This window comes from Streptomyces sp. NPDC017940 (assembly GCF_044328435.1).
Lineage (GTDB): Bacteria > Actinomycetota > Actinomycetes > Streptomycetales > Streptomycetaceae > Streptomyces.
Map to the genome: position 1 here is coordinate 987,018 of NZ_JBIRHJ010000001.1, position 25,185 is coordinate 1,012,202.

23 protein-coding genes are annotated in these 25,185 nt (G+C 73.3%); 9 read left to right on the top strand and 14 right to left on the bottom strand.

All coding sequences use genetic code 11. The features are described 5' to 3' along the window. Positions 1-31 precede the first annotated feature (31 nt). The 3 genes from lpdA to ACH4DX_RS04130 all read right to left on the bottom strand — a co-directional run bounded on the left by lpdA (position 32) and on the right by ACH4DX_RS04130 (position 4,254). On the bottom strand, positions 32-1,420 hold the full coding sequence (gene lpdA / locus ACH4DX_RS04120; RefSeq protein ID WP_398153907.1) for a dihydrolipoyl dehydrogenase: 1,389 nt from the start codon (positions 1,418-1,420) through the stop codon (positions 32-34). Positions 1,421-1,771: 351 nt separating this feature from the next. Beyond that, positions 1,772-3,322, bottom strand: coding sequence for a leucyl aminopeptidase (locus ACH4DX_RS04125; protein WP_398153908.1), 1,551 nt, complete (start codon positions 3,320-3,322; stop codon positions 1,772-1,774). A 137-nt stretch (positions 3,323-3,459) separates the two neighbouring features. Next, positions 3,460-4,254 (bottom strand): adenosylcobinamide-GDP ribazoletransferase, encoded by a 795-nt coding sequence (locus ACH4DX_RS04130; RefSeq protein WP_398153909.1) that lies wholly within the window; start codon positions 4,252-4,254, stop codon positions 3,460-3,462. A gap of 135 nt (positions 4,255-4,389) precedes the next feature. On the opposite strand from ACH4DX_RS04130, the gene ACH4DX_RS04135 reads away from it, so the two are divergent. Further along, entirely contained in the window at positions 4,390-5,154 is a 765-nt protein-coding gene (locus ACH4DX_RS04135; protein WP_398153910.1) for a hypothetical protein, read from the top strand. Here the strand turns inward: ACH4DX_RS04135 and ACH4DX_RS04140 are convergent. From ACH4DX_RS04140 to cobT, 3 genes are all read right to left on the bottom strand, one after another. Continuing rightward, positions 5,094-5,795: a hypothetical protein gene (locus ACH4DX_RS04140; RefSeq protein WP_398117586.1), complete on the bottom strand. Its 702-nt coding sequence runs from the start codon at positions 5,793-5,795 to the stop codon at positions 5,094-5,096. The two genes, ACH4DX_RS04135 and ACH4DX_RS04140, sit on opposite strands and share 61 nt — an antisense overlap. After that, positions 5,792-7,597: a phosphatidylglycerol lysyltransferase domain-containing protein gene (locus ACH4DX_RS04145; RefSeq protein WP_398153911.1), complete on the bottom strand. Its 1,806-nt coding sequence runs from the start codon at positions 7,595-7,597 to the stop codon at positions 5,792-5,794. Before ACH4DX_RS04145 ends, ACH4DX_RS04140 begins: the two co-directional genes overlap by 4 nt. Positions 7,598-7,681: 84 nt before the next feature. Beyond that, positions 7,682-8,755 carry a nicotinate-nucleotide--dimethylbenzimidazole phosphoribosyltransferase gene (cobT, locus tag ACH4DX_RS04150; RefSeq protein ID WP_398153912.1) on the bottom strand — a complete coding sequence of 358 codons (1,074 nt, stop codon included), beginning with the start codon at positions 8,753-8,755 and terminating at the stop codon, positions 7,682-7,684. A 362-nt stretch (positions 8,756-9,117) separates the two neighbouring features. Here cobT and ACH4DX_RS04155 point away from each other — a divergent pair, with 362 nt between their 5' ends. After that, entirely contained in the window at positions 9,118-10,227 is a 1,110-nt protein-coding gene (locus tag ACH4DX_RS04155; protein ID WP_398153913.1) for a class I SAM-dependent methyltransferase, read from the top strand. A 36-nt stretch (positions 10,228-10,263) separates the two neighbouring features. On the opposite strand, the gene ACH4DX_RS04160 is transcribed toward ACH4DX_RS04155, so the two are convergent. Continuing rightward, complete coding sequence (locus ACH4DX_RS04160) at positions 10,264-11,463, bottom strand: bifunctional adenosylcobinamide kinase/adenosylcobinamide-phosphate guanylyltransferase (RefSeq protein ID WP_398153914.1); 1,200 nt, start codon at positions 11,461-11,463, stop codon at positions 10,264-10,266. A 113-nt stretch (positions 11,464-11,576) separates the two neighbouring features. On the opposite strand from ACH4DX_RS04160, the gene ACH4DX_RS04165 reads away from it, so the two are divergent. Further along, positions 11,577-11,792 carry a hypothetical protein gene (locus ACH4DX_RS04165; protein ID WP_398117596.1) on the top strand — a complete coding sequence of 72 codons (216 nt, stop codon included), beginning with the start codon at positions 11,577-11,579 and terminating at the stop codon, positions 11,790-11,792. Between the two features lie 153 nt (positions 11,793-11,945). On the opposite strand, the gene ACH4DX_RS04170 is transcribed toward ACH4DX_RS04165, so the two are convergent. The 3 genes from ACH4DX_RS04170 to ACH4DX_RS04180 all read right to left on the bottom strand — a co-directional run bounded on the left by ACH4DX_RS04170 (position 11,946) and on the right by ACH4DX_RS04180 (position 14,674). Then, positions 11,946-13,043 carry a S1C family serine protease gene (locus ACH4DX_RS04170; RefSeq protein ID WP_398153915.1) on the bottom strand — a complete coding sequence of 366 codons (1,098 nt, stop codon included), beginning with the start codon at positions 13,041-13,043 and terminating at the stop codon, positions 11,946-11,948. Between the two features lie 276 nt (positions 13,044-13,319). Continuing rightward, complete coding sequence (locus ACH4DX_RS04175; RefSeq protein ID WP_398154176.1) at positions 13,320-14,021, bottom strand: class I SAM-dependent methyltransferase; 702 nt, start codon at positions 14,019-14,021, stop codon at positions 13,320-13,322. A 50-nt stretch (positions 14,022-14,071) separates the two neighbouring features. Beyond that, on the bottom strand, positions 14,072-14,674 hold the full coding sequence (locus tag ACH4DX_RS04180; protein ID WP_398117602.1) for a DUF3043 domain-containing protein: 603 nt from the start codon (positions 14,672-14,674) through the stop codon (positions 14,072-14,074). A 277-nt stretch (positions 14,675-14,951) separates the two neighbouring features. On the opposite strand from ACH4DX_RS04180, the gene ACH4DX_RS04185 reads away from it, so the two are divergent. The 4 genes from ACH4DX_RS04185 (at position 14,952) to ACH4DX_RS04200 (ending at position 18,168) form a co-directional block, all read left to right on the top strand. Further along, positions 14,952-15,749: a PspA/IM30 family protein gene (locus tag ACH4DX_RS04185; RefSeq protein ID WP_398153916.1), complete on the top strand. Its 798-nt coding sequence runs from the start codon at positions 14,952-14,954 to the stop codon at positions 15,747-15,749. A 70-nt stretch (positions 15,750-15,819) separates the two neighbouring features. After that, positions 15,820-16,098: a hypothetical protein gene (locus tag ACH4DX_RS04190; RefSeq protein WP_398117606.1), complete on the top strand. Its 279-nt coding sequence runs from the start codon at positions 15,820-15,822 to the stop codon at positions 16,096-16,098. Positions 16,099-16,237: 139 nt separating this feature from the next. Continuing rightward, complete coding sequence (locus ACH4DX_RS04195; protein WP_398153917.1) at positions 16,238-17,494, top strand: sensor histidine kinase; 1,257 nt, start codon at positions 16,238-16,240, stop codon at positions 17,492-17,494. Next, a complete protein-coding gene (locus tag ACH4DX_RS04200) occupies positions 17,491-18,168 on the top strand; it encodes a response regulator (protein ID WP_398117610.1) in 678 nt (225 codons plus the stop codon). Before ACH4DX_RS04195 ends, ACH4DX_RS04200 begins: the two co-directional genes overlap by 4 nt. A gap of 80 nt (positions 18,169-18,248) precedes the next feature. On the opposite strand, the gene nadA is transcribed toward ACH4DX_RS04200, so the two are convergent. After that, positions 18,249-19,445 (bottom strand): quinolinate synthase NadA, encoded by a 1,197-nt coding sequence (nadA, locus tag ACH4DX_RS04205; RefSeq protein ID WP_398153918.1) that lies wholly within the window; start codon positions 19,443-19,445, stop codon positions 18,249-18,251. A 253-nt stretch (positions 19,446-19,698) separates the two neighbouring features. Here nadA and ACH4DX_RS04210 point away from each other — a divergent pair, with 253 nt between their 5' ends. Then, positions 19,699-20,055, top strand: a complete 357-nt coding sequence (locus ACH4DX_RS04210; protein WP_030564219.1) for an iron-sulfur cluster assembly accessory protein — start codon at positions 19,699-19,701, stop codon at positions 20,053-20,055. Between the two features lie 169 nt (positions 20,056-20,224). Here the strand turns inward: ACH4DX_RS04210 and ACH4DX_RS04215 are convergent, their stop codons facing one another. Beyond that, positions 20,225-21,853 carry a hypothetical protein gene (locus tag ACH4DX_RS04215; protein WP_398153919.1) on the bottom strand — a complete coding sequence of 543 codons (1,629 nt, stop codon included), beginning with the start codon at positions 21,851-21,853 and terminating at the stop codon, positions 20,225-20,227. Between the two features lie 224 nt (positions 21,854-22,077). Next, a complete protein-coding gene (locus ACH4DX_RS04220) occupies positions 22,078-22,305 on the bottom strand; it encodes a hypothetical protein (protein WP_398117616.1) in 228 nt (75 codons plus the stop codon). Positions 22,306-22,438: 133 nt separating this feature from the next. On the opposite strand from ACH4DX_RS04220, the gene ACH4DX_RS04225 reads away from it, so the two are divergent. Continuing rightward, positions 22,439-23,413, top strand: a complete 975-nt coding sequence (locus ACH4DX_RS04225) for a carbohydrate kinase family protein (protein WP_398153920.1) — start codon at positions 22,439-22,441, stop codon at positions 23,411-23,413. A 104-nt stretch (positions 23,414-23,517) separates the two neighbouring features. On the opposite strand, the gene ACH4DX_RS04230 is transcribed toward ACH4DX_RS04225, so the two are convergent. After that, the gene (locus ACH4DX_RS04230; RefSeq protein ID WP_398153921.1) at positions 23,518-24,897 is read right to left on the bottom strand and encodes a cysteine desulfurase/sulfurtransferase TusA family protein; all 1,380 of its coding nucleotides are present in this window, start codon (positions 24,895-24,897) and stop codon (positions 23,518-23,520) included. Positions 24,898-25,185: the final 288 nt, after the last annotated feature.

The following is a 25,185-nucleotide window of genomic DNA, read 5'->3' on the forward strand; positions in this document are numbered from 1 at the left end:
ATGTGGTCGTCGCGCCCGTGGGACTGAAGGCTCAGTCGTGGGAGTGCAGCGGCTTGCCGGCGAGGGCGAGGTGGGCCTCGCCGAGCGCCTCGTTCTGCGTCGGGTGGGCGTGGATGAGCTGGGCGACCTCGGCGGGCAGCGCTTCCCAGTTGTAGACCAGCTGGGCCTCGCCGACCTGCTCACCCATGCGGTCGCCGACCATGTGGACGCCGACCACGGCACCGTCCTTGACCTGGACGAGCTTGATCTCGCCCGCGGTCTTGAGGATCTTGCTCTTGCCGTTGCCCGCGAGGTTGTACTTCAGAGCGACGACCTTGTCCGCGCCGTAGATCTCCTTGGCCTTGGCCTCGGTGATGCCCACGGAGGCGACCTCGGGGTGGCAGTAGGTCACCCGGGGCACGCCGTCGTAGTCGATCGGGACGGTCTTGAGACCGGCCAGACGCTCCGCCACCAGGATGCCCTCGGCGAAGCCGACGTGCGCGAGCTGGAGCGTCGGGACCAGGTCGCCGACGGCCGAGATCGTCTCGACGTTCGTGCGCATGTACTCGTCGACGAGGACGTAGCCGCGGTCCGTGGCGACGCCCTGCTCCTCGTACCCGAGGCCTTGGGAGACCGGGCCGCGGCCGATGGCGACGAGCAGCACCTCGGCCTCGAAGGTCTTGCCGTCGGCGAGGGTGACGCGCACGCCGTTCTCGGTGTACTCGGCCTTGTCGAAGAAGGTGCCGAGGTTGAACTTGATGCCGCGCTTGCGGAAGGCGCGCTCAAGAAGCTTGGAGCTGTTCTCGTCCTCGACCGGCACCAGGTGCTTGAGGCCCTCGATGACCGTCACGTCGGTCCCGAAGGACTTCCAGGCGGAGGCGAACTCGACGCCGATGACACCGCCGCCGAGGATGATCGCGGACTCCGGCACGCGGTCGAGGACCAGGGCGTGGTCGGAGGAGATGATCCGGTTGCCGTCGATGTCCAGGCCCGGCAGGGACTTCGGCACGGAGCCGGTCGCCAGGAGGATGTGGCGGCCCTGGATCCGCTGCCCGTCCACGTCCACGGAGGTCGGGGACGAAAGACGGCCCTCGCCCTCGATGTAGGTGACCTTGCGGGAGGCGACCAGGCCCTGGAGGCCCTTGTACAGGCCGGCGATCACGTCGTCCTTGTACTTGTGGACGCCCTCGATGTCGATGCCCTCGAAGGTGGCCTTGACGCCGAACTGGTCGGCCTCGCGTGCCTGGTCGGCGATCTCGCCGGCGTGCAGCAGGGCCTTCGTGGGGATGCAGCCGTTGTGCAGGCAGGTGCCGCCGAGCTTGTTCTTCTCGATCAGTGCGACGTCGAGACCCAGCTGCGAGGCGCGCAGGGCCGCGGCGTAACCGCCACTGCCACCGCCGAGGATCACTAGGTCGAAAACGGTGCTGGCGTCGTTCGCCACGTCACGTCCTCCATGCATGTGCGCCGTGCGCCGGACCCCTGTTGCCGGGGACGACCGGTCGGTCGGCTGGTATACGGCCGCTCTTCTTCGGCCCTGTGGTGGGGGCCCTGTCCTGCCGAGAACCCATCTTCGCACTTGTCGGCGACAGGCGGGACGCCGGGCCGGTCCCGGAGCCGCCCGATCGTCCGTGGCGGCGGGCATCGTCCCGTACGGACGTACGGATTTCATCCACAGCGAACAGCGGCCTTCGTCGCGCCGTGGGCGGCATCACATCCGCTCATGGGTACGGCCCCGGACCCGAGGGCGTCCGGGGCCGTACCCAGGTTGCCGAGCAGCCGGGGGCGGCCCGGGTCAGCCGAGGTCGCCCGCCGCGGTGCGCTCGGCGAGGCGCACCAGGGTGCGGACGGCGGAGCCCGTACCGCCCTTCGGGGTGTAGCCGAAGGGGGCGGACTCGTTGTAGGCGGGGCCCGCGATGTCCAGGTGGGCCCAGGCGATGCCCTCGCCCACGAACTCCTTCAGGAAGAGACCGGCGACCAGGCCGCCGCCCATGCGCTCGCCCATGTTGGCGATGTCGGCGGTGGGGGAGTCCATGCCCTTGCGCAGGTGCTCCGGCAGCGGCATCGGCCAGGACGGCTCGCCGACCTCCTCCGCGATCTCGTGGAGCGAGGTGCGGAAGGCGTCGTCGTTGGCCATGACGCCGAAGGTGCGGCCGCCGAGCGCCATCACCATGGCGCCGGTCAGCGTGGCCACGTCGACGATCGCGTCGGGCTTCTCCTCCGAGGCCTTGGTGAGGGCGTCGGCCAGGACCAGGCGGCCCTCGGCGTCGGTGTTGAGCACCTCGACGGTCTTGCCGCTGTACATGCGAAGGACGTCGCCGGGGCGGGTCGCCGAGCCCGAGGGCATGTTCTCGGCGAGCGCCAGCCAGCCGGTGACGTTGACGTCGAGGCCGAGGCGGGCGGCGGTGATCACGGCGGCGAACACGGCGGCGGCGCCGGCCATGTCGCACTTCATGGTCTCGTTGTGACCGGCCGGCTTCAGCGAGATGCCGCCCGAGTCGTACGTGATGCCCTTGCCGACGAAGGCGAGGTGCTTCTTGGCCTTGCCGGCCGAGTACGAGAGCTTCACCAGGCGCGGCGGGGCCTGGGAACCGGCGCCGACCCCGAGGATGCCGCCGTAGCCGCCCTTGGCGAGGGCCTTCTCGTCCAGGACCTGGATCTTGACGCCGTGCTCCTTGGCGGCGGCGGTGGCGACCGCGGCGAAGGCCTCCGGGTTCAGGTCGTTCGGCGGGGTGTTGACCAGGTCCCGGGCGCGGTTGAGCTCCTCGGCGAGGGCGGTCGCACGCTCGACGGCGGCCTTGTGGGCCTTGTCGCGCGGCTTGGCGCCGAGCAGGGCCACCTCGGCGAGCGGCGCCTTCGCGCCCTTGCCGTCCTTGGCGTCCTTGCCCTTGGCGGCGGTGTCCTCGCCGTTGTCCTTGTAGGCGTCGAAGGAGTACGCGCCGAGCAGCGCGCCCTCCGCGATCGCTCCGGTGCCCGCGGCGTCCTCGACGGGCAGCGCGAACGCGGCCTTCTTGGTGCCGACGAGGGCCCGGGAAGCGGCACCGGCCGCGCGGCGCAGCGCCTCGGCGTCGTACCCGGAGTCCTTCTCGGGGACCGCGCCGAGGCCGACTGCCAGGACGAGCGGCGCCTTGAATCCGGACGGCGCGGGCAGCTTCGTCACCTCGCCCTCGGCGCCCGCGGCGCCGAGGGTCTCGAGGACGGAGGCGAGCTTGCCGTCGTACGCCTTGTCCACGGACTCGGCGCCGGGGGCCACCACGGGTCCCTTGGCGCCTTTCGCGACACCGACGACGATCGCGTCGGCACGCAGGCCGGACGCGGCGGCGGTGCTGAGAGTCAGAGCAGTCACGGTGCTGAGGTCCCTCTTTCGTGGAGTTCCACTGAGTTCTCGCGTTCTGTCGAACTCAGGTGAGATCTACGTGATCTCGTGGGCTTTGGGGTGGTAAGCCCGTCGCGAGCCTACGCCCGTAAGTGTTGCGGTGTGCCTCACTGTGCGTGTTGGCCGAGGGAGAGCACAAGGAGGGCCGTGGTCGCGGCGGTCTCGGCGAGGCCGCCGAAGACGTCTCCGGTGACGCCGCCGAAGCGGCGCAGGCAGTGGCGCAGGAGGAGTTCGGCGACGGCGCAGCCGACCACCACGGCGGCCGCGCCGCGGGCCGCTCCGTAGGGGCCGTCGGGGGCGCTCGCGGCCGCGGCGGCGGTGGTGGCGACGGCCAGGACGGCTGCGGCGGCGGGCCACGGCACGGTCCCCGCGACGGCGGCGCCGAGGCCTTCGGGGCGGGCCGCGGGGACGTTTCCGCGGGCCGCCAGGGTGAGCGCGAGGCGGGCCGTCACCGCGGCCACGACGGTGCCCGCGGCGCCGTGCGACCAGCCCTTGTCGTAGAGCCCCGCGAGCGCGGCCACCTGGGCGAGCAGCGCGAGGACCAGGGTGATCACACCGAACGGGCCGATGTCGGACTGCTTCATGACGCGCAGCGCGCCGTCGGCGGGCTTGCCGCTGCCGAGGCCGTCGGCGGTGTCGGCGAGGCCGTCCAGGTGCAGCCCCCGGGTGGCCGCGGCCGGAACCGCGACGGCGGCGACGGCGGCGAGCAGCGGCCCCGAACCGAGCACGAGCAGGCCCGTGCCCGCGACGGCGGCACCCGTGCCCACGGCCAGGCCCGCGAGCGGGGCGCACAGCATGCCCACGCGGGCGGCGTCGCGGTCCCACCGGTGGACGCGGACGGGAATCACGGTGAGCGTCCCGAAGGCGAACCGGAGGCCGTCGGCGGGGGTGGGTCGTGGCATCCGGCGAGGCTACCCGCTGCGTGCGGCGGGGCGCAGGCGAGGTGCCCCGTGCCGGGCGGGGGCGCAGGTCGTGGTGTCCGCCGGGCGGGGGCGGCCGGGCTGCGGGGGCCGGGGGGCGGCCGGAGGATGGGGCGTATGGACGGCTGGTGGTACCGGAACGTCGTGGAGCCCGGGAAGCTGCCGCTGCTGCTCGCCCTGGTCGCGTTCGTGGGCTGCTTCGTGATCACCCGGACCATCACCCGCCTCATCCGGGCGGGCCGGGGGCCGTTCCGGAACATCACCACCGGCGACGTGCACATCCACCATGTCGTACCGGGCATCTTCCTGATGCTGGTGGGCGGTTTCTGGGCGGTCGCGGCGGGGCGGCACAGCGTCGGGTCGATGTGCGCGGCCGTCCTGTTCGGCCTCGGCGCGGGACTGGTCCTCGACGAGTTCGCGCTGATCCTGCACCTCGACGACGTGTACTGGAGCGAACAGGGCCGCAAGAGCGTCGAGGTCGTGATCCTCACGGCGGCGCTCGTGGTGCTCGTCCTCACCGGCTTCAGCCCGCTCGGTGTGAACGAGCTGACCGCGGACGAGCGCGACGACCGGGTCGCCTTCGCCTTCAACATCACCCTGAACTGCGGCTTCGCCCTGATCGCGCTCGCCAAGGGCAAACTGCGCCTGGCCCTGATCGGCATGGTGGTGCCGTTCGTCGCCCTGGTCGGCGCGGTCCGTCTGGCGAGGCCCGGTTCGGCGTGGGCCTGCAGGTGCTACCGCAACCGGCCCCGGGCGCGGGCCCGCGCGGGCCTGCGCGCGTTCCACCACGACCGCCGCTGGTCGGGCCCGCGCCGCAGGCTTCAGGACCTGATCGGCGGCAAGCCGGACCCGGTCGCGCCCCGCCCGTCCCGGCGGCGGTGACGCAGCAGCGCCGACACCGCGCACAGCAGGAGGACCCCGCCGATCGCCGCCAGGTGCTCCTTGCCCGCGAGGTTGTCCTTGAAGATCACCTCGACGACCATCAGGACGATCACGAGGACCCCGGTGGCGTACGCCCGGTAGCGCCAGCACACGTACACCGCGAGCCCCACCACCGCCGCCGAGGGGCCGGTGTCGACGACGGCCGCGTCGGACGCGGGCAGGCCGAAGAAGTTGTCGTAGCCGAGCGCGATGCCCACGCGCGCGTACAGCGTGCCCGCGAGCGTCGCCACGTACCCGATGACGAGCGTGCGCCACCGGCCGAGACAGATCTCCGCGATGCCGAAGACCAGCAGGATCTGCGCGAGCGCGCCCCACACCGGCAGGTCGAGGGCCGGGACGAAGAGCGAGAGCGGGGTGCGCAGGAGCGCGAGCCACAGCGGGTCCTCGGCCCGTACGCAGCCGATGTTCTGGACGAACCGATAGCCCCAGGACTGGTTCTGCGCGTACTGGAACGCCGCCGTCAGGCAGACGGCCGCCAGCGTCAGCGGGATCGCGCGCAGGTGCCGGTCGGCGAGGCCGTCCCGCACGGTGGCGTACAGCGGACCCCACTCGGCGCGCGCCAGCCGGGTCAGGGTGTTCATCGTCGGGACTCCAGATGTGTGCGGTGCAGCCGCCCCCAAGCTCTCGACTTCGCTCGAGCAGGGGGGACCCCCCTGGCGAGCCCCGGTGCTTCGAGGAACCCTTCGGCGCGCGCCGACGCGATGCCGATGCGCGGCAGGTCGCCGCTCTTCTCGAAGAGCAGGAAGCGGGGTTCCCAGATGGGCCGGTACTTGGCGTTGGCGCGGTACAGCGACTCGATCTGCCACCAGCGGGAGAAGAAGCTGAGCAGCGAGCGCCACAGCCGAAGGACCGGGCCCGCGCCGAGCCGCGAGCCACGTTCGAAGACCGACCTGAACATCGCGAAGTTCAGTGAGACCTGCGTGATCTGGATCTCCGCCGCGCGCTGGAGCAGCTCGATGACCATGAACTCCATCAGGCCGTTCTCGGAGTCGCGGTCGCGCCGCATCAGGTCGAGCGACAGGCCGTTCGGCCCCCAGGGCACGAAGGAGAGCACCGCTCGCAGCGTCCCCTCGCCGTCCCGGCACTCCAGCATCACGCACTCGCCGTCCGCCGGGTCGCCGAGCCGTCCGAGCGCCATGGAGAAGCCGCGCTCGGTGGCGCCGTCGCGCCAGTCGTCGGCGCGCTCCAGGAGGTGGGCCATCTCGTCGGCGGGGATGTCGTGGTGGCGGCGGATGCGGACCTCGTACCCGGCGCGCTGCACCCGGTTGTAGGCCTGCCGGACGGTGCGCATGGCCCGCCCCTCCAGGGTGAAGTCCGCGATCTCGACGATCGCCTCGTCACCGAGTTCCAGGGCGTCGAGGCCGTGCCGGGCGTAGACGGTGCCCGCCTCCTCGCTCGCGCCCATCACGGCCGGGGTCCAGCCGTGCTCGCGGGCCTCGGCGAGCCAGGGCTCGATGGCGCCGGGCCAGGCCTCCGGGTCGCCGATGGGGTCGCCGGACGCCAGTGAGACGCCGCCGACGACGCGGTAGGCGATGGCGGCCTTGCCGGTCGGCGACCACACCACGCTCTTCTCGCGGCGCAGGGAGAAGTACCCGAGGGAGTCCCGCACGCCGTGCCTCGCGAGCAGCGCCCGCAGCCGTTCCTCGTCGTCCTCCGACAGCGGGTCGACCGCCCTGCGGGAGCGGAAGGCGGCGTACAGGACGGCGCAGAGCAGCACCGTGCTCAGGACGTTGACGGTGACGTTGACCCAGCCGGGCGTGGCGATCCCGGCGAACCGGGAGTCGTCGGCGGCCAGGGAGACCAGGCGCATGGTGCCGTAGCGCCAGCGGTCCAGGAACGTCGAGCGGTACTCGTCGTCGGCGTGGTTGGTGACGGTCACCAGGAGCGCCGCGAGCAGCGAGGTCACCAGGAGCCCGCCGACCGCGACGGCGGCGGCGAGCCTGGGGTTGGAGCGGTCGCCCTTGGCGTAGAACTCGCGGCGGCCGACGAGCAGCGCGCCGACGAACAGCGCGGTGAGGCCGAGCGAGATCCAGTTCTGCGCGTACCGCCTGATCTCCGGGAAGTACATCGCGACGGCGAACAGGAGCAGGAACAGGCCGCTCAGGACGAGGTTGAGGATCCAGGCGGCCCGCTTCCTGCGGCGCATGGTGATCGCCAGGAACATCGTGAAGACGCCGGAGGCGAAGCCCGCGGTGAGCAGGTACGGGGTGAAGTAGTCCGCGGTGTTGTGGCGGCGCAGGTCCTGGCCGAGGGAGACCCACACCGCACTCAGGAAGTTCACGAACGTGACGGCGCGCAGATACCAGACCGCCACGGCCGCCGCCCGCCGTGAGGCCGTCGTGGACGTACGGACCTGCTCTTCCCCTGCCCTTGCATCTCCCATGAAACGGGATCTTATGGGGCGTTGTGGTGTGATATGCGGTTCTGTAGCCCGGAGCCGCCCCGCCCGCCGGGACCACCGCCTCCGTCACGCGCCGTCCTGCCGGGCGGCGGGCGGCTCCGCGACGGGCAGCTCCGCGGACAGCGCCGCGGCGGCCCGTACCATCGGCACGGCAAGGAGGGCCCCGACGCCCTCGCCGACCTGCACGCCATGGGTGAGCAGCGGTTCGAGCGCCATCCGGTCCAGCGCCTTGGCCTGCGCGGGCTCCCCGCTGTCGTGCCCCGCGAGCCACCAGTCCGGCGCCCGGAAGGCGACCCGCTGGGCCACGAGGGCCGCCGCCGCCGACACCACCCCGTCGAGGATCACCGGCGTCCGCCGCACCGCGCACTGCAACAGGAACCCGGTCATCGCCGCCAGGTCGGCCCCGCCCACCGCGGCCAGCAGCTCCAACTGGTCGCCGAGCACGGGACGCGCCCGCCGCAGCGCGTCCCGGACGGCGGCGCACTTGCGCATCCAAGCCAGGTCGTCGATCGGTGCGCCGCCGCGCCCGGTGACGACGGAGGCGTCGGTGCCGCACAGCGCCGCGATGAGCGTCGCCGCGGGCGTCGTACCGCCGACGCTGACGTCGCCGAGCACGACCAGGTCCGTGCCGGAGTCGGCCTCCTCGTCGGCGAGGGCGACACCCGCACGCACCGCCTGCTCGGCCTCGGCCAGGGACAGGGCGTCCTCGATGTCGATGCGCCCGGAGCCGCGCCGCACCCGGTGCCCCGCGACCCCGGCGGGCAGCGCGTCCTCGTCGCAGTCCAGCGCCATGTCGACGACCCGCACGGGCACGTCGAGGCGGCGCGCGAGCACCGCCGCGGGGCTCTCGCCGGACAGTACGGCGCGTACGAGATCGGCCGCGCCGCCCGCGGTCCGCGTGGACACGCCGAGCTGCGCCACCCCGTGGTCACCCGCGAACAGCACGGCCCGGGGCCGCTCGATCGGCTTGACCGGCACCTCGGACTGCGCGGCCGACAGCCATTCGGCGAGGTCGTCCAGACGGCCGAGCGCGCCGGGAGGCACCTCCTGGCGCTCCCTGCGCTCCTCGGCGTCCCGGCGCACCCCGCCGTCGGGCCGCTCGATCAGATCGGTGAAGTCGTCGAGAATCAGCGAGCTCATTCGGCGAACAGTACCGGCGGGGCGTGTCCCACGCGCGTACGGGGCCGTGCGCTACGGCCACCGGCGACCCTCGGGTGACGCGTCGTCAGCTCCGCGGTGGTGGTCGGGGGAGTCCTGCGATCAGCTCCGCTGCGGTGGTCGGGAGGGCCCCGCCGTCAGCCCCGCCCTCAGCCCCGCCGCGGCACTCGGCAGTCCCGCGACCCGCTCCGCCGCGGTGCTCGCAAGCCCCGCCGTCAGCGGACCGCCCGCCCCGGGGGGGGAATCGCCGGGACCCACTCCTTTCCCCATTCGCCCCTTTCTTTCCGGTACGTTCCCCATGCCCCGCATGTATCGCATGGTCGTACCGCATCCGGGAGTACGCGATGGACCTCGCCCAGCAGACCGCCGAACGCCGTCCCGCCTGCCTCGCGCGCCTCGCCGAGGGCACCGAACCCTTCCACGAACCGCGCCGCGACGACTGCCCCTGGTGCGGCTCCCACCGCCTGCGGGTACGGCTGCGCACCTTTGACCTGATCCAGGGCAAGCCGGGCCACTTCACCCTCGCCCGGTGCGCGGACTGCGCCCACACCTTCCAGAACCCCTGCCTCAGCCCCGCGGGCCTGGAGTTCTACCGCCTGGGGACCGGCGAACAGGACCTCGGCCACCGGGACTTCTGGCGCCAGGACCTCTGCCGGGGGGTCGGCGCCGCGGCGACCGCGATCCTGACCCGGGCCAGGCCGAGCCGCACCCGGCAGCTCGCCGTCGTGCGCGCGCTGAGCCGGACCGGGGAACCCGAGAGCTGGCTCGACGTGGGCACGGGGCGGGGCCGCTTCCCCGGGGTCGCCAGGGAGGTCCTGCCGTACACGGCCTTCGACGGGCTCGACAGCGGCCCCGGCCCCGCCGATGGGGTGCGGCGCGGCCGCATCGAGGAGGCCCACCACGGCCGGCTCACCGACCTCGCCGGGCGCCTCGCAGGGCGCTACGACGTGCTCAGCATGATCCACTACTTGCAGAGCCGCCCGGATCCGCGCGCCGAGCTGCGCGCGGCGCGGACCGCACTGCGCCCCGGCGGGCACCTGCTGATCGAGGCGCCGGACCCGGAGAGCCGCTCCGCCCGGCTGCTCGGCAAGTGGTGGGCGTCCTACCGCCAGCCGCACCACCCGCACCTCGTGCCGCTCGCGGGCCTCTGCCGCGAGCTGGACGAACTCGGCTTCACCGTCGTCGGCGTGGACCGGCGCACCCCGCACGTGCCGTCCGACCTGACAACGGCCTGCGCCCTGCTCCTCAACCGGCTGCTGCCCGCCCCCGACGTCCCGTGGCGCCCGCGGCCGCCGGCCGCGCTGCTCCTGCGCCTGCGCCGCACGGCGTGGTGGGCGGCGGTCCCGCTGCTCGTCCTCGCCCGGGCGGCGGACGCGCTCCTCGCCCCGCTGCTCGTCCGCACCGGCTTCGGCAACGCGTACCGGGTGCTCGCGCGCAAGGAGCCGGAGGCCTGAGCGCGCGGCAAGCCGGGGCCCACGCGGGCCGCGGGGTCAGGGGCGCAGGGACAGGGCCCGGCCCGCGACCACCAAAAGGACGTGCTCGCACTCGGACGCGAACGCGGCGTTGAGGCGGCCGAGTTCGTCGCGGTAGCGGCGGCCCGACGCGGTCGCGGGCACGATGCCCGAGCCGACCTCGTTGGAGACCGCGACCACGGTGCGCCGGGTGCCGCGCACGGCGTCCGTGAGTTCCGTGACCCGCTTGCGCAGCGAGCGCTCACCGCCGCCCGCCCACTCCGCGTCGTCCCAGGCGTTCACGTCGTCCATCACCCGGGTCAGCCACAGCGAGAGACAGTCCACGAGCAGCGGCGGCCCCGGCTCCGCGAGCAGCGGCACCAGATCGCAGGTCTCCGTGGTCCGCCAGGACCCGGGCCGCCGCTCGCGGTGCACCCGCACCCGCTCCGCCCACTCGCCGTCGCCGCCGCGGGTGCCGCCGGTGGCGACGTAGAGCACGTCGGGGAAGGCCTCGAGGCGCCGCTCCGCCTCCACGGACTTGCCGGAACGGGCGCCGCCGAGGACCAGGGTGCGGCGCGGCAGGTCCGGTACGTCCTCGTAGGCGCCGACGGTCAGGGTGCTGCCGTCCGGCACGGCCCGCGCCCCGGCCGCCGCGAGCCGCCGCACGAGCTCGGGGCCGCCGGGCGCCCCGTGCCCGATGTGGACGGCCACGACGTCCGTCGTCGGCGCCACGCCACCGGCGGCGCGCAGTTTGGCGAGGCCGTCGGGGCGGCCGACGACATCGGCGACGACCATCTCGTACGCCGTCTGCTCCGCGGGGAACCCGGCGGGCGCGGTGCCCGGCGGCAGGTAGAGGAGGCGGTCGCCGTCCGGTCCCGTCACCTCGTAGCCGGTGCCGGGCGCGTCCGTCGCGATCGCCCGCACCCGGTGCCCGGTGAGGAGCGCGAGCTCACGCCCGTCGGGCACCCGGCCCGGCTGCGGCAGCCCGGCGGGCACCTCCACGGCGGGCCCGTCGTGGGGATGCGAGAGCAGCACCTGGCGCACCCCCGCGAGGGAGTGCCCCGCGCGGGCGGCGGCGAAGGCCGCGCCGGGCGTGAGGTCGAGCAGCAGGACGCCGTCGACGAGGAGCGCGGTCGCGGCCCGCGCCGCGTCGCCGAGCGCGGTCGCGCACACGGCGCAGGGACAGCCGGGGGAGGGCAGCCCCTCGGGGGCTCCGGTGCCGAGCAGAGTCAGTTCCACAGGAAGATCCTCCCGCGTCGCCCCCCGCGCCGCGCGCCCGGATAGGCTTCGAGCGGCTCCGGCTTCCGCTCCGGGCGGCTGCCGGGACACCCACTGGACCTCGGGAGGCTGACATGGCGGCATGGACGTGGCGGTTCGAGAAGGCGGACGGGACGGAGGTCCAGCCTGCCGTGCAACCCGAGGAGTTCACCACTCAGGGCGACGCGGAGACCTGGCTCGGGGAGCACTGGAAGGAACTCGCGGAGGGCGGCGCGGACCAGGTGTCCCTCTTCGAGGACGACAAGGAGATCTACGGGCGGATGAGCCTGCACGAGGAAGGCGCGGCGTAGCGGCCGGGCTCGCGGCCCGCCCGGCGTTCGGGGACGCGGCCGCAGGCCGGTACGGGGGCGCAAGCCGGTACGGGGCCGCAGATCGGTATGGGGCCGCAGGCCGGTACGGGGCCCGGGGTGGAGTGCCGGGTACGGCGCCCCGCCCGGCGCGGGCTACATCTCCCCGAGCGTGACCTCGGCCGTCCGCTCGTCCCCCGCCCGCACATACGTCACCCGCTCCTCGGCGCCCGGTTCCAGCGCCGCCAGGGCCTCGGAGAGCGAGGTCAGGGTGGTGATCGGGGCGTCGCCCAGGCGGGTGAGGACGTCGCCGGGGCGCAGGCCCGCCCCGGCGGCGGCGCCGCCGTCACGGACCTCGGCGATGGCCACGCCCGCGGGGCGGTAGTCGTCGCCGAGGACCGTGCGGGCGGTGATGCCGAGCGCGGCCCGGCCGGAGTCGGTGACCCGGCCGCTCCTGACGATCTGGTCCGCCACCGTCCTGACCATGGACGCCGGGATCGCGAAGCCGATGCCGGGGGCGGCCCCTTCGCCCATGCCCGGGTCGGTCGCGGCGAGCGTCGGGATGCCGATGACCCGGCTGTCCAGGCCGACGAGGGCGCCACCGCTGTTGCCGGGGTTGATCGCGGCCGAGGTCTGCACCATGTCGGCGATCGTCGCACCGGTGCCGCCGCCCGCGCGGCCCTCGCTGACCGTGCGTCCCGTGGCCGAGACGATGCCCTGCGTGACGCTGGAGGAGAGGCCGAGCGGGGAGCCCATCGCCAGGACGATCTGGCCGACCTCGGTCTTCTTGGAGTCGCCGAACCGCGCGGCCTTCAGCCCGCCCGGCACCTTGTCCAGCTTGACGACGGCGAGGTCCTGCTCCGGGTACGCCGAGACCAGCCGCGCGCGGAGGGGGTGCTCGCCGGTGGCCGTGGTCACCCGGAACGTCTTCTCCTCGCCCACGACATGGGCGTTGGTGACGATGTGACCCTTGTCGTCGTAGACCACGCCGGAGCCGAGACCGGCGGACGCGTCGATCTGGACGACCGACGGCAGCACGTCCTTGATCACCTTCTGGTAGTCGTCCTGGAGGTCGCTCGCGGCGGCGGGGGCGACCCGGGTGGCCTGGACGGCCGGCCGCCCGGGCCGTTCGCCGCCGGTGTCGCTCCGGCGGCCGTCGCCGGAGCAGCCGGCCACCAGGGCGACCAGGGCCACCGTGACCGCCGTGGCGGCGGTGACCTGCGAGAACGGGAGGCGGGTGCGGGGGGCTTTCATACGCCGAGTCTGCGTCGGGCACCCGGCCCCGGGTTGCGCGAACCGCCCGAAAAGGGCGCGAGTCGTCCGAACAGGGGGCAGGGCGACTGCTGCGCAGGGCGTCCGTGTGGGGGTGAGCCGTCCGCGTAGGGACTGAGTCGTCCGGGCGGAGGGCGAGCCGTCCGCGTGAGGGTGAGCCGTCCGCGTGCGGAGGAGCCGTCCGTGTGAGGGTGAGCCGTCCGCGTAGGGAGTGCGCCGCCCGCCCCGGCGGCAAGGGGACCCCGGGAGCCCCGGACGTCAGTCCCGGCCGCCGCAGAGGTGCAGCAGCGTCGCCACCCGGCGGTAGGGATCCGTGCGCCCGGCCCGCTCCTCGGCGGCCAGCAGCGCGTCCAGCTCGGGCCCCGCCTCCGGGACGTCGGTCGCCTCCGAGAAGAGGCGCACCCCGTACCAGGACACCAGCGGCGCCGCGATCCCCGCGAGCGCCTGACCGACCGCGTCCAGGCGGTGGGCCCGCACCTCGGCCCCGGCGCCGTCCCGGTAGGTGTCGGCGCCGAACGAGGCGAGTGCGCCCGCCCAGTCCCCGCGCAGTCCCGGCCGCATGGCGAGGGCGTCCGCGTTGCGCACCACTAGGGACAGCAGGCCTCCGGGCGCCAGCATCCGGCCGAGCCCGGCGAGCAGGGCGTCGGGCTCCTCGACGTGCATCAGCACACCGTGGCACAGGACCACGTCGAAGCCTCCCGGCCCGAAGTGCACGCCGGTGTCACGCCCGTCGCCCTCGACGACCCGCATCCGGGAGCGGATGCCCTCGGGCTCGGCGGCCACCGCGGCCCGTACCGCGGCGAGGCCGTCCGGGTCGCGCTCCACGCCCGTCACCTCGTGCCCGCCGCGGGCCAGGCGCAGCGCCTGCACCCCGCGGCCCATGCCCACGTCGAGCACCTTCAGGCGCTTGCCGAAGGGGAACCGGGCCACGATCCGCTCGTCGAGCTGCCGGCCGACCAGCTCCTGCTGTACGGCCTCGCGCGTACCGGGGCGCGCGCCCCGGTCCTCGCTCAGGGCCGCGCTCCGCGCTTGCCCTGCGGCTTCGGCATCCGCAGCCTGCGCATCTGGAGGCTGCGCATCAGGGCGTAGGCGACGGCGCCCTTCCTGCTCTCGTTCGGGAACCGCTCGCTCAGGCGCTTCTTCAGACGGAAGACGGTGGAGACCGAGTCGACCACGATCAGCACGATCACGAAGAGCCACAGCAGCAGCGCGATGTTCTGCAACTGCGGGACGCGGACCATGCTCAGTACGAGGATGAGCACGGCCATCGGCAGGAAGAACTCGGCGACGTTGAACCGCGAGTCGACGAAGTCCCGGGCGAACTTGCGCACCGGGCCCTTGTCCCGCGCGGGCAGATACCGCTCGTCGCCGCTGGCCAGCGCCTCACGCTGCTTCGCCATCTGGACGCGGCGCTCCTCGCGCTGCCGCTTCACGGCCTCCTTGCGCGACGTCGGCGCGTTCATCACGCTGCGGCGCTGGGACTGGGCCATGGCGCGCTTGGGGGTGGGGCGGCCCTTGGGGGCCTGCGGGTCACGGGTCTGCGCGGACTCGGAGACGGTCACCGGGGCCTTGGCTGCCGGGGCCTTCTCGTCCTTGGATCGGCTACGGAACACAAGAGCCAAGGGTACGTGGTGCGGGACCGCAACCTCCGCCGCGCGGGGAACGATCCCACAACGCCGAGCGTCTTGAATAGGTGACTTAAGGGGCGATGCGGGCAGATTCCCAGGGGTGCACCTACTCCCTGCGCCGGAGAGGCGTGCGGAGCAGTCGTCCTTGGGGATGAGCGCATCCGCTCGCGAACAGTGCGGTAATGGATACAGACCCCGTACCGTGGGTTGTGCAGCAGTGGCTGGAGCCGGGAAGTCCGTCAGAAGGGGGCGCGCGAAGCCCATGAGCGGTGTCATGAAGCGTATGGGGATGATCTTCCGCGCGAAGGCGAACAAAGCCCTTGACCGGGCCGAGGACCCGCGCGAAACCCTCGATTACTCGTACCAGAAGCAGCTGGAGCTGCTCCAGAAGGTGCGCCGCGGCGTCGCCGACGTGGCGACCTCCCGCAAGCGCCTCGAGTTGCAGCTCAACCAGCTCCAGAAGCAGTCCTCCACCCTCGAGGACCAGGGCCGCAAGGCCCTCGCCCTCGGCCGCGAGGACCTGGCCCGCGAGGCCCTGTCTCGCAGGGCCGCCCTCCAGCAGCAGGTCAGCGACCTGGAGGTGCAGCACCAGACGCTCCAGGGCGAGGAGGAGAAGCTCACTCTCGCGGCCCAGCGCCTCCAGGCCAAGGTGGACGCCTTCCGTACGAAGAAGGAGACCATCAAGGCGACGTACACCGCCGCCGAGGCCCAGACCCGGATCGGCGAGGCCTTCTCCGGCATCTCCGAGGAGATGGGCGACGTCGGCATGGCGATCCAGCGCGCCGAGGACAAGACCGCGACGCTCCAGGCCAGGGCCGGTGCGATCGACGAACTCCTCGCCTCCGGCGCCCTCGACGACTCCTCCGGGCTGCACAAGGACGACATCCAGTCCGAGCTCGACCGGCTCTCCGGCGGCACGGACGTGGAGCTGGAGCTCCAGCGCATGAAGGCCGAGCTCGCCGGGGGCTCCGGCTCCTCGCAGCAGGCCATCGAGGGCGGCCAGGGCAACCGCGGCCAGCAGGCACAGCCGCAGGACACCCCGCGCTTCGACAAGCAGTGACGGGTAGCGTCGAGGAGTGACGCCGGCGCACGGCGTCACGGCCGGACCGCTCACGTCCTAGGAGGGCGTCATGATCGTACGGATCATGGGGGAGGGGCAGGTGAAGCTGGCGGACAGCCACTTCACCGAGCTGAACAAGCTGGACGACGAACTGCTCGAAGAGATGGAGAGCGGTGACGAGCCCGGCTTCCGCCGCACGCTGCACGCCCTCCTCGACAAGGTGCGTGAGCTGGGCGACCCCCTGCCCGACGACGCCCTGGAACCCTCGGAGCTGATCCTTCCCGCACCGGACGCGGCCCTCGACGAGGTGCGGGAGATGCTCTCCGACGACGGCCTCATCCCCGGCTAGCGCACGCCCCGCGCACCCGGTCGACGGACCCGCGCCCGCCCCGCCCCCCGCGGGGCGCGTCAACGGGCGGCGTCAACCCTCGTCCAGGGACACCCCGTTTCCGTTCCGCCTGCCGGTGGGGCCCCGTACCGTCTAGTACGTGACCAACTTTGAACGGTGCCGCGGCTGGGCCAGAACGCACCCGTTGGCCGTCGACGCGATCCTCGCGGCCACCGCCCTCGTCTGCATGGTCATCGGCTCCTTCGCCGAGCCGTACGGAGAGAAGGGCTCGACCTGGAACGTGCACGCCCCGGGCGGCCCGAGCCTGACCCTGATGGGCTGTGGCGCCGCCGCCCTCGTCCTGCGCCGCCGCACCCCGTGGGTCGTCCTCGCGGCCACGTCCGGCTTCTCCATCGTGGAGCTGGTGACCACCGGGCCCCGGGCCCCGGTCGTGATGTCCGCGGTCATCGCCCTGTACACGGTCGCGGCCACCACCAACCGGCCCACCACCTGGCGCATCGGCCTGATAACCATGACGGGCCTGACCGGCGTCGCCATGCTGGCGGGGCCGCTGCCCTGGTACGCGCAGGAGAACCTCGCCATCTTCGCCTGGACCGGCATGGCGGCCGCCGCGGGCGACGCCGTCCGCAGCCGCCGCGCCTTCGTGGACGCCATCCGGGAGCGTGCCGAGCGAGCGGAGCGCACCCGCGAGGAGGAGGCGGGGCGCAGGGTCGCCGAGGAGCGGCTGCGCATCGCCCGCGATCTGCACGATGTCGTCGCGCACCACATCGCCCTGGTCAACGTGCAGGCCGGAGTCGCGGCGCACGTCATGGACAAGCGGCCCGACCAGGCCAAGGAAGCGCTCGCCCACGTCCGGGACGCCAGCCGCTCCGCGCTCGGCGAGCTGCGCGCCACCGTCGGCCTGCTGCGGCAGAGCGGCGACCCGGAGGCGCCCACCGAGCCCGCTCCGGGACTCGGCCGCCTCGACGACCTCGTCGACACCTTCCGGCACGCGGGCCTGCCCGTGGACGTGGCCCGCGGCGACGCGGGACCGACGCCCCCGGCCGCCGTCGACCTGGCCGCGTTCCGCATCATCCAGGAGGCCCTCACCAATGTGCAGAAGCACGCGGGTGAGCACGCCAAGGCGGAGGTCAGCATCGTCCGCGTGGGCCCGAACCTGGAGATCACCGTCCTGGACGACGGCGCGGGTCCCGCGCCCGGGGCCGGTGGCGAACCGGACCGCGGCGGCGGGCACGGGCTCCTCGGCATGCGCGAGCGCGTGAGCGCGCTCGGCGGCCGGTGCAGTGCGGGGCCCCGGTACGGCGGCGGCTTCCGCGTCCATGCGATCCTGCCGGTCACGACCGTGAAGCAGGGGGACCGTGGGCACGCCCCGGTCAAGGGAGGGACGACCGCGTGACGATCCGGGTGCTGCTCGCCGACGACCAGGCGCTGCTGCGCAGCGCGTTCAAGGTCCTCGTCGACTCCGAACCCGACATGGAGGTCGTCGGGGAGGCGTCCGACGGCGCGCAGGCGGTGCGGCTCGCCAAGTCCGAGGCCGCGGACGTCGTCCTGATGGACATCCGCATGCCCGGCACCGACGGCCTCGCGGCCACCCGGATGATCAGCGACGACCCGGCCATGTCCCACGTACGCGTGGTGATGCTGACCACGTTCGAGGTCGACGAGTACGTGGTGCAGTCGCTGCGGGCCGGTGCCTCGGGCTTCCTCGGCAAGGGCGCGGAGCCGGACGAACTGCTCGGGGCGATCCGGATCGCCGCGGCGGGGGAGGCGCTGCTCTCGCCGGCGGCGACGAAGGGGCTCATCGCCCGGTTCCTCGCGCAGGGCGACAGCGGTGACGACTCGCCCGCGCGCAGCGAGCGCCTCGACGCCCTCACCGGGCGTGAGCGCGAGGTCCTGGTCCAGGTCGCGGGCGGCCACTCCAACGACGAGATCGCCGAGCGCCTCGAAGTCAGCCCGCTCACGGTGAAGACCCATGTGAACCGGGCCATGGCCAAGCTCGGCGCCCGTGACCGCGCGCAACTGGTCGTCATCGCCTACGAGTCGGGCCTCGTGCGGCCGCGGGGGGACTGAGCCCGTGCAGCGGTAAGGGGCGTCCGCCATGGCGGACGCCCCTTACCGATCGCTCCTTACCGAACGCGGGAGGGGCGCGGCTACGGAAGCGCCAGCATCCGCTCCAGGGCCAGCTTCGCGAACCGCTCGGTCTCGCGGTCGACTTCGATGCGGTTGACGAGCTTGCCGTCGGCGAGCGACTCCAGGGTCCACACCAGGTGCGGCAGGTCGATCCGGTTCATGGTCGAGCAGAAGCAGACCGTCTTGTCGAGGAAGACGACCTCCTTGTCCTCGGCGGCGAACCGATTCGCCAGGCGGCGGACGAGGTTCAGCTCGGTGCCGATCGCCCACTTCGAGCCGGCCGGGGCCGCCTCCAGGGCCTGGATGATGTGCTCCGTGGAGCCCACGTGGTCCGCGGCGGCCACGACCTCGTGCTTGCACTCGGGGTGGACGAGCACGTTCACGCCCGGTATGCGGGCCCGTACGTCCTCGACCGACTCCAGCGAGAAGCGACCGTGCACCGAGCAGTGCCCGCGCCACAGGATCATCTTCGCGTCCCGCAGCTGCTCCGCGGTCAGGCCACCGTTCGGCTTGTGCGGGTTGTAGACGACGCAGTCCTCCAGGGACATGCCCATGTCGCGCACGGCGGTGTTGCGGCCGAGGTGCTGGTCGGGCAGGAAGAGCACCTGCTCGCCCTGCTCGAAGGCCCACTCCAGGGCGCGCTTCGCGTTCGACGACGTGCAGATCGTGCCGCCGTGCTTGCCCGTGAACGCCTTGATGTCCGCGGAGGAGTTCATGTACGAGACGGGCACCACCCGCTCGGCGATACCGGCCTCGGTCAGCACGTCCCAGCACTCGGCGACCTGCTCGGCCGTCGCCATGTCGGCCATGGAGCAGCCCGCGGCCAGGTCGGGCAGCACGACCTTCTGGTCGTCGCCGGTCAGGATGTCCGCGGACTCGGCCATGAAGTGCACGCCGCAGAAGACGATGTACTCGGCCTCGGGGCGGGCGGCGGCGTCACGGGCCAGCTTGAAGGAGTCACCGGTCACGTCGGCGAACTGGATGACCTCGTCGCGCTGGTAGTGGTGGCCGAGCACGAAGACCTTGTCGCCGAGCCGCTCCTTGGCGGCGCGGGCGCGCTCCACCAGGCCGGGGTCCGAGGGCGAGGGCAGGTCACCGGGGCACTCCACGCCGCGCTCGCTCCTGGGGTCGGCCTCGCGGCCGAGCAGCAGCAGGGCCAGCGGCGTCGGCTGTACGTCAAGGTCGGAGCTGTCCACGGTGGACTGGGCGGTGGTCACGACACACACCCTTTCTTCTGTGACGAACGCGGCCTGAACCGCGTTCCGGGTGGGCCGGGGACCGGCACCACGGATCCTTTTCGTCGAATTGACCTTATCTATCATAACTGGTTCACGTCAGTTTGACGATGGCCATAGTGTCGATGTGACGCATCCCCCGCGCGGGCCCGTGTGCGAGCATGGGAATGAACCCGCGCCCCCGCCGGTTGCAACCGTCGGCAAGCAGTCTCCGTACAACCCGGGAGAGAAGCAGATGTCCGTATCGGACGAGACCACCACCGTGAGCGACGGCATCCTCCTGTCCGACGCCGCCGCGGACAAGGTCAAGGCTCTCCTTGACCAGGAAGGCCGGGACGACCTGGCGCTGCGCGTGGCCGTTCAGCCCGGCGGCTGCTCCGGCCTTCGCTACCAGCTCTTCTTCGACGAGCGCTCGCTCGACGGCGACGTCGTCAAGGAGTTCGGCAGCGTGAAGGTCGTCACCGACCGCATGAGCGCTCCGTACCTGGGCGGTGCCTCCATCGACTTCGTCGACACCATCGAGAAGCAGGGCTTCACGATCGACAACCCGAACGCCACCGGCTCCTGCGCCTGCGGCGACTCGTTCAGCTGAGCACGGTCGGCCGAGCGCGCGCACTGCTCGGCACGCGCGAAAGGCGGCGGCACCCCTTGCGGGGAGCCGCCGCCTTCGTCGTGGCCGCCTCGTCCTCGGACGGCCCGTTCCCGGGTGTCCGGTTTTCGGAGGGGTTCCCGGCCCGCCTCAGCCCGGTTCCCGGCCCGCCTCAGCGTGTCCGGGGCGCCGGGACCCGCTCGTTCCGGCCGTCGTCGCGCGGCACCGCCTTGCCGTCGGCGGTCACGACCGCGCGGCCGCCGAGCGGCTTGTCCAGCTTCACGGAGAGCTCGTAGGACTGCGCCATCGCGACGCACACCGTGCCGTTCTTCATGGTCTCGGTGATCCTCACGGCGACCCGGTCGCCGCTCTCGTCCGCCGAGACCGCGTACGTACTGCACACGCCGCCCGTGAAGTGCACGGTCAGCGTCCGCCCCGCCGCGCTGTAGCCCTCGGCCCGCACCGTGTGGCTGCGGGTGTCCGGGTCACCGGGCCGGGCGGTCGGACCCTGCGAGGGACCCACCGTCCCCGGGGCGCCGGGGGCCCGCAGGTACTTCGGGTCCACCGCGGGATGCGTCACCGTGTAGCTCTCCGGCGCGCCCTGCGGCCTCACCTGGAACAGCCAGGACGGTACGAGGGCCGTGCGGCCGTCCACGAACTGTGCCGCGAGGCCGAACTCCGCGTCCTCGACCGCGATCGGCTGCGGCCCGGGCAGCGTGGAGTCCGGCGGACAGACAGCGTCCCCGCCGCCACCCGGCTTCCGGTCCCCACCGCCCGGCTTCCGGTCCCCGCCGGAGTCCGCGCCCCGGCCCTTGCCGGAGTCCGCCTCCGACCCCGCACCGGAGTCCCCGTCCCCGTGCGGCACCGGGGTCGCGCAGCCGCCGATGCCCACACGGCCGCCACCGCCCGACTTGTTGAGCAGGTCCAGGGCCCTCTCGGCGCTCACGACGGGATACGTGGCGCCCTTCTCCGGCTCGGTCAGATGGCCGGAGGCCCCGACGACCCGGCCGTCGGCCCCGATCTGCACGCCCGTCGACCAGCCGTACGTCGGCAGCCCGGCGATCCTCGGGTCGGCGTTCACCACCCGTACCGCACCCATCAGCTGGCGCGCGTCCAGCTTGGCGTCGTCCAGGCCGACGGCCTTCAGCACGGGGGCGGCCGCCCTCTTCGCCGCCGCCTCGCCGACGGCGCCGCCCGAGTCGTCGGGATGCCGGCCGGCAGCCGGGCCCCCCTGGCCCGGACAGCGCTTGCCCTTGAGGCAGTTGTCGGAGCCGGGGGCCTGGTGCCGGGTGTAGGTCCAGGTGCCCGGCGCCTCCTTGCCGACCTGGAGCGCGGGACCCGCACCGTCCTTGGCGGGACCGATCCGCCAGGTGCCGTCGCGCACGACCGGGGTGCCGGACAGGCCGAGGGCCTCGGCGAGCCGGACCACCCGCTCCCTGCCGACCTCGCCGCGCACGTACTGCACGGAGGCCGAGTCCGGCCCGTCGGGCAGCTCGCCCGCCGCCCTGTACGTCGCGCCGCTCGGGTCGGGCTCGCCCGGTGCGATGCCCCCGGTGCCGCCGTCGGACTTCGGGTCCGGGCCCTGCCCAGTACGCCCGTCACGGTCGCCCGCGTACCCGTCGAGGGTCAGGGGAGGGGGCGCCCCGCCGTCGCCCGCCGAGCTGTCACGGCCCCCGCCGTCGGACGACGCCGTCGCCAGATACGCCCCGCCGCCGCCCGCGAGCAGCACCGCGGCCGCGACCGAGGCGACCGCCAGCGGAGTCCGCCGCCGTTGTCCGTCCTGCGTCTGCTCGCTGCTCACCGCATCGCTCCTTAGAACGCCAGCCGTCCCCGAAGCCCCGTCTGTGAGGCTCCGGCGTACACTGCGTCCCCTTCCCGGGGGACAGCGGTGGGACGCGGCGGAGGAGCGCACGGTTCCCTCGGACGCACGCGGGGGTGTGCGCGCGGCCCGTACGCGTCCGGTCGCGGCCCCCCGTACCAGTCGCAGCCCCCGTACTACGGCTAGCGGCTCCCGCAGCCCGTCTCTCAGTCCCCGTACTCCGCCATCCCGTCCAGGACGCGGGCGGACGCGGCCGGGACCGTGACCCCGTGGATCAGCGACGGCGGGACCGGAACGACGGGCACCGCCGGCACCACCCAGTGCGGAACCATGCGGACACAGGTGCCGCGCAGGGTCTCCAGGGTCTCGCCCCCGCCGTCGGGGGCCTGGTCGGCGATGTGCCGGGGAACACTCTGCTTCGCGAAGACGGCCATAACGGAACCGTATGCACCGCTTGCCCGACGGAGAAAGACCTACTATTGGGTATTTTTGGCCACTACAACGAAGGCTTCGCGACCGGATAGCGTTAACCGTCAACCCCTCGCCTCGTTGCAGGAGCTTCCAGCCGTGCGAATCGCAGTCACCGGCTCCATCGCCACCGACCACCTCATGACCTTCCCCGGCCGCTTCGCCGACCAACTGGTCGCCGACCAGCTGCACACGGTGTCGCTGTCGTTCCTGGTCGATGCCCTCGACGTCCGCCGCGGCGGCGTCGCCGCCAACATCTGCTTCGGCATGGGTCAGCTCGGCAGCGGCCCCGTCCTCGTCGGCGCCGCGGGCTCCGACTTCGACGAGTACCGCGCCTGGCTCGACCGGCACGGCGTGGACACTCACTCCGTCCGGATCTCCGAGACGCTGCACACCGCTCGCTTCGTGTGCACCACGGACGCCGACCACAACCAGATCGGCTCCTTCTACACCGGTGCGATGAGCGAGGCCCGCCTCATCGAGCTGCAAGCGGTCGCCGAGCGCGTCGGCGGCCTCGACCTGGTCCTGATCGGCGCGGACGACCCGGAGGCCATGCTCCGCCACACCGAGGAGTGCCGCACCCGCGGCATCCCGTTCGCCGCGGACTTCTCCCAGCAGATCGCCCGCATGGAGGGCGAGGAGATCCGCAACCTCCTGGAGGGCGCGACCTACCTCTTCTCGAACGAGTACGAGAAGGGCCTGATCGAGTCCAAGACCGGCTGGACCGACGCCGAGATCCTGGGCAAGGTCGGCCACCGCGTCACCACCCTCGGCGCCAACGGCGTGCGCATCGAGGCGGTCGGACAGGACCCGGTCGTGGTCGGCGTGCCCGAGGAGAAGGCCAAGGCGGACCCGACGGGCGTGGGCGACGCGTTCCGCGCCGGCTTCCTCTCCGGTCTGTCCTGGGGCGTCTCGCACGAGCGCGCCGCGCAGGTCGGCTGCATGCTCGCCACCCTGGTGATCGAGACGACCGGCACCCAGGAGTACGAGCTGCACCGCGCCCAGTTCATGGAGCGCTTCACCAAGCAGTACGGCGACGAGGCCGCCCTCGAGGTCAAGGCCCACCTGCCGTAGCGCGACGGCCGGGTACGGGAGCCCCGTACGCGAGGGCCGGGTACGGGAACTCCGTACGCGAGGGCCGGGTACGGGAGCCCCGTACCCGGCCGCCTTCCGCGCCGCTAACCGAGGCGCCGCACCACGTACGCCACCCCGTGCGCCCGCTCCCGCGCCCCCACGTACTCCTGCCGCTGCGTCCAGCACCACGCCGGGATGTCCACGGCCGCGACCTCGTCGTCCGACAGGACGGTGACCTCGCCGCCGACGCGGACCCGGGGGAGCGCCTTCGCCAGTTCGATCACCGGCTGGGGGCAGCGCTCGCCGAGCGCGTCGACCGTCAGCTCCTCCAGGGTGCCCGCGGCGGCGGGGGCGACCGGCGCCCCCAGCCTCTCGCGCACCCCGGCGACGGCCCCCGGCAGCACGTCGAGGAAGCGCTCGACGTCCGCGGCGCCGGTGCCTGGCGGCAGCGACACCCGTACGTTGCCCTCACTGACCACGCCCATCGCCTTCAGCACATGGCTCGGGGTCAGGGTGCTGCTCGTACAGGAGGAGCCGGACGAGACCGAGAAGCCCGCGCGGTCCAGCTCGTGCAGCAGGCTCTCGCCGTCGACATAGAGACAGGAGAAGGTGACGAGGTGCGGAAGCCGCCGCTCCGGCGCGCCGACGACCTCCACGTCCGGCACCAGGCGCGGCACCCGGGCCCGGATCAGGTCCGTCAGCTCCCGCAGCCGCGCCGCCTCCGCCGCGGCCTCGGCCCGCACCGCCCTGAGCGCCGCGGCGGCCGCCACGATCGCCGGAATGTTCTGGAACCCGGCGGACCGCCCCGACTCCCGCTCGTCCACCGGACCTTGCGGCGCGAACCGCACCCCCTTGCGCACCACGAGGAATCCGACCCCCGCGGGGCCGCCCCATTTGTGGGCACTCGCCGTGAGCAGGGACCAGTCGCCGTCCACGGGTCCCCACGGGAGGGACTGCGCCGCGTCCACGAGCAGCGGCACCCCGGCCGCCCGGCAGGCCTCGGCGACCACGGCCACCGGCTGCTCGGTGCCCACCTCGTGGTTGGCGGACTGGAGGCAGGCGAGCGCGGTGTCCTCGCTCAGCGCGGCGGCGTACGCGTCCGGGTCCACCGCACCCGACCGGTCCACGGCGACCTCGGTCACCGTGCCGCCCGCCCGCTCGTGGGACGCGGCCGAATGGAGGACGGCCGAATGTTCGACGGCGGAGACCACGAGGTGCCGCCCCACCCGGTGCCGTCCGGCGAGCGCGCCCGCGATCCCGTCGTACAGCGCCCGCGTCCCCGACGAGGCGAACACCAATTCGTCCGCCCGGCACCCCACCGCCTCGGCCGCGGCCTCCCGGGCGGCGTCGAGCAGCATCCGGGCCCGCCGCCCCTCCCGGTAGAGCCGGGCGGGATCGGCCCACCCGTCGTCGACCGAGGCCACCAGGGCCTGCCGGGCGACGGGGTGAAGGGGAACTCCGGAGGCAGCGTCGAAGTAGGGCACGCGGTCAACCTAAACGTTTCGGCCGGGAGCCCTCGAAAGGGGCGCGGGGAACCGCGCGCGCGGCCACAGCGAACCGCCGGTCGCCGAACAAGCGTGCTGCCCCGAGCTCCGCGGCGCCCGATCCACCGTCAGATACCGGCTGGCGGAGGGGCACCCCACCCCGACAGAGTGACCCGCGGCGCGTTAGGCACCCTCCCCGCGCGACCCCAAATAGCGTCCAGTAGGGTTTGGTCCGCATAAACATCCAAACCCCTGCCCGACGCAGGGCGGCGACCGACCACCGAGAAG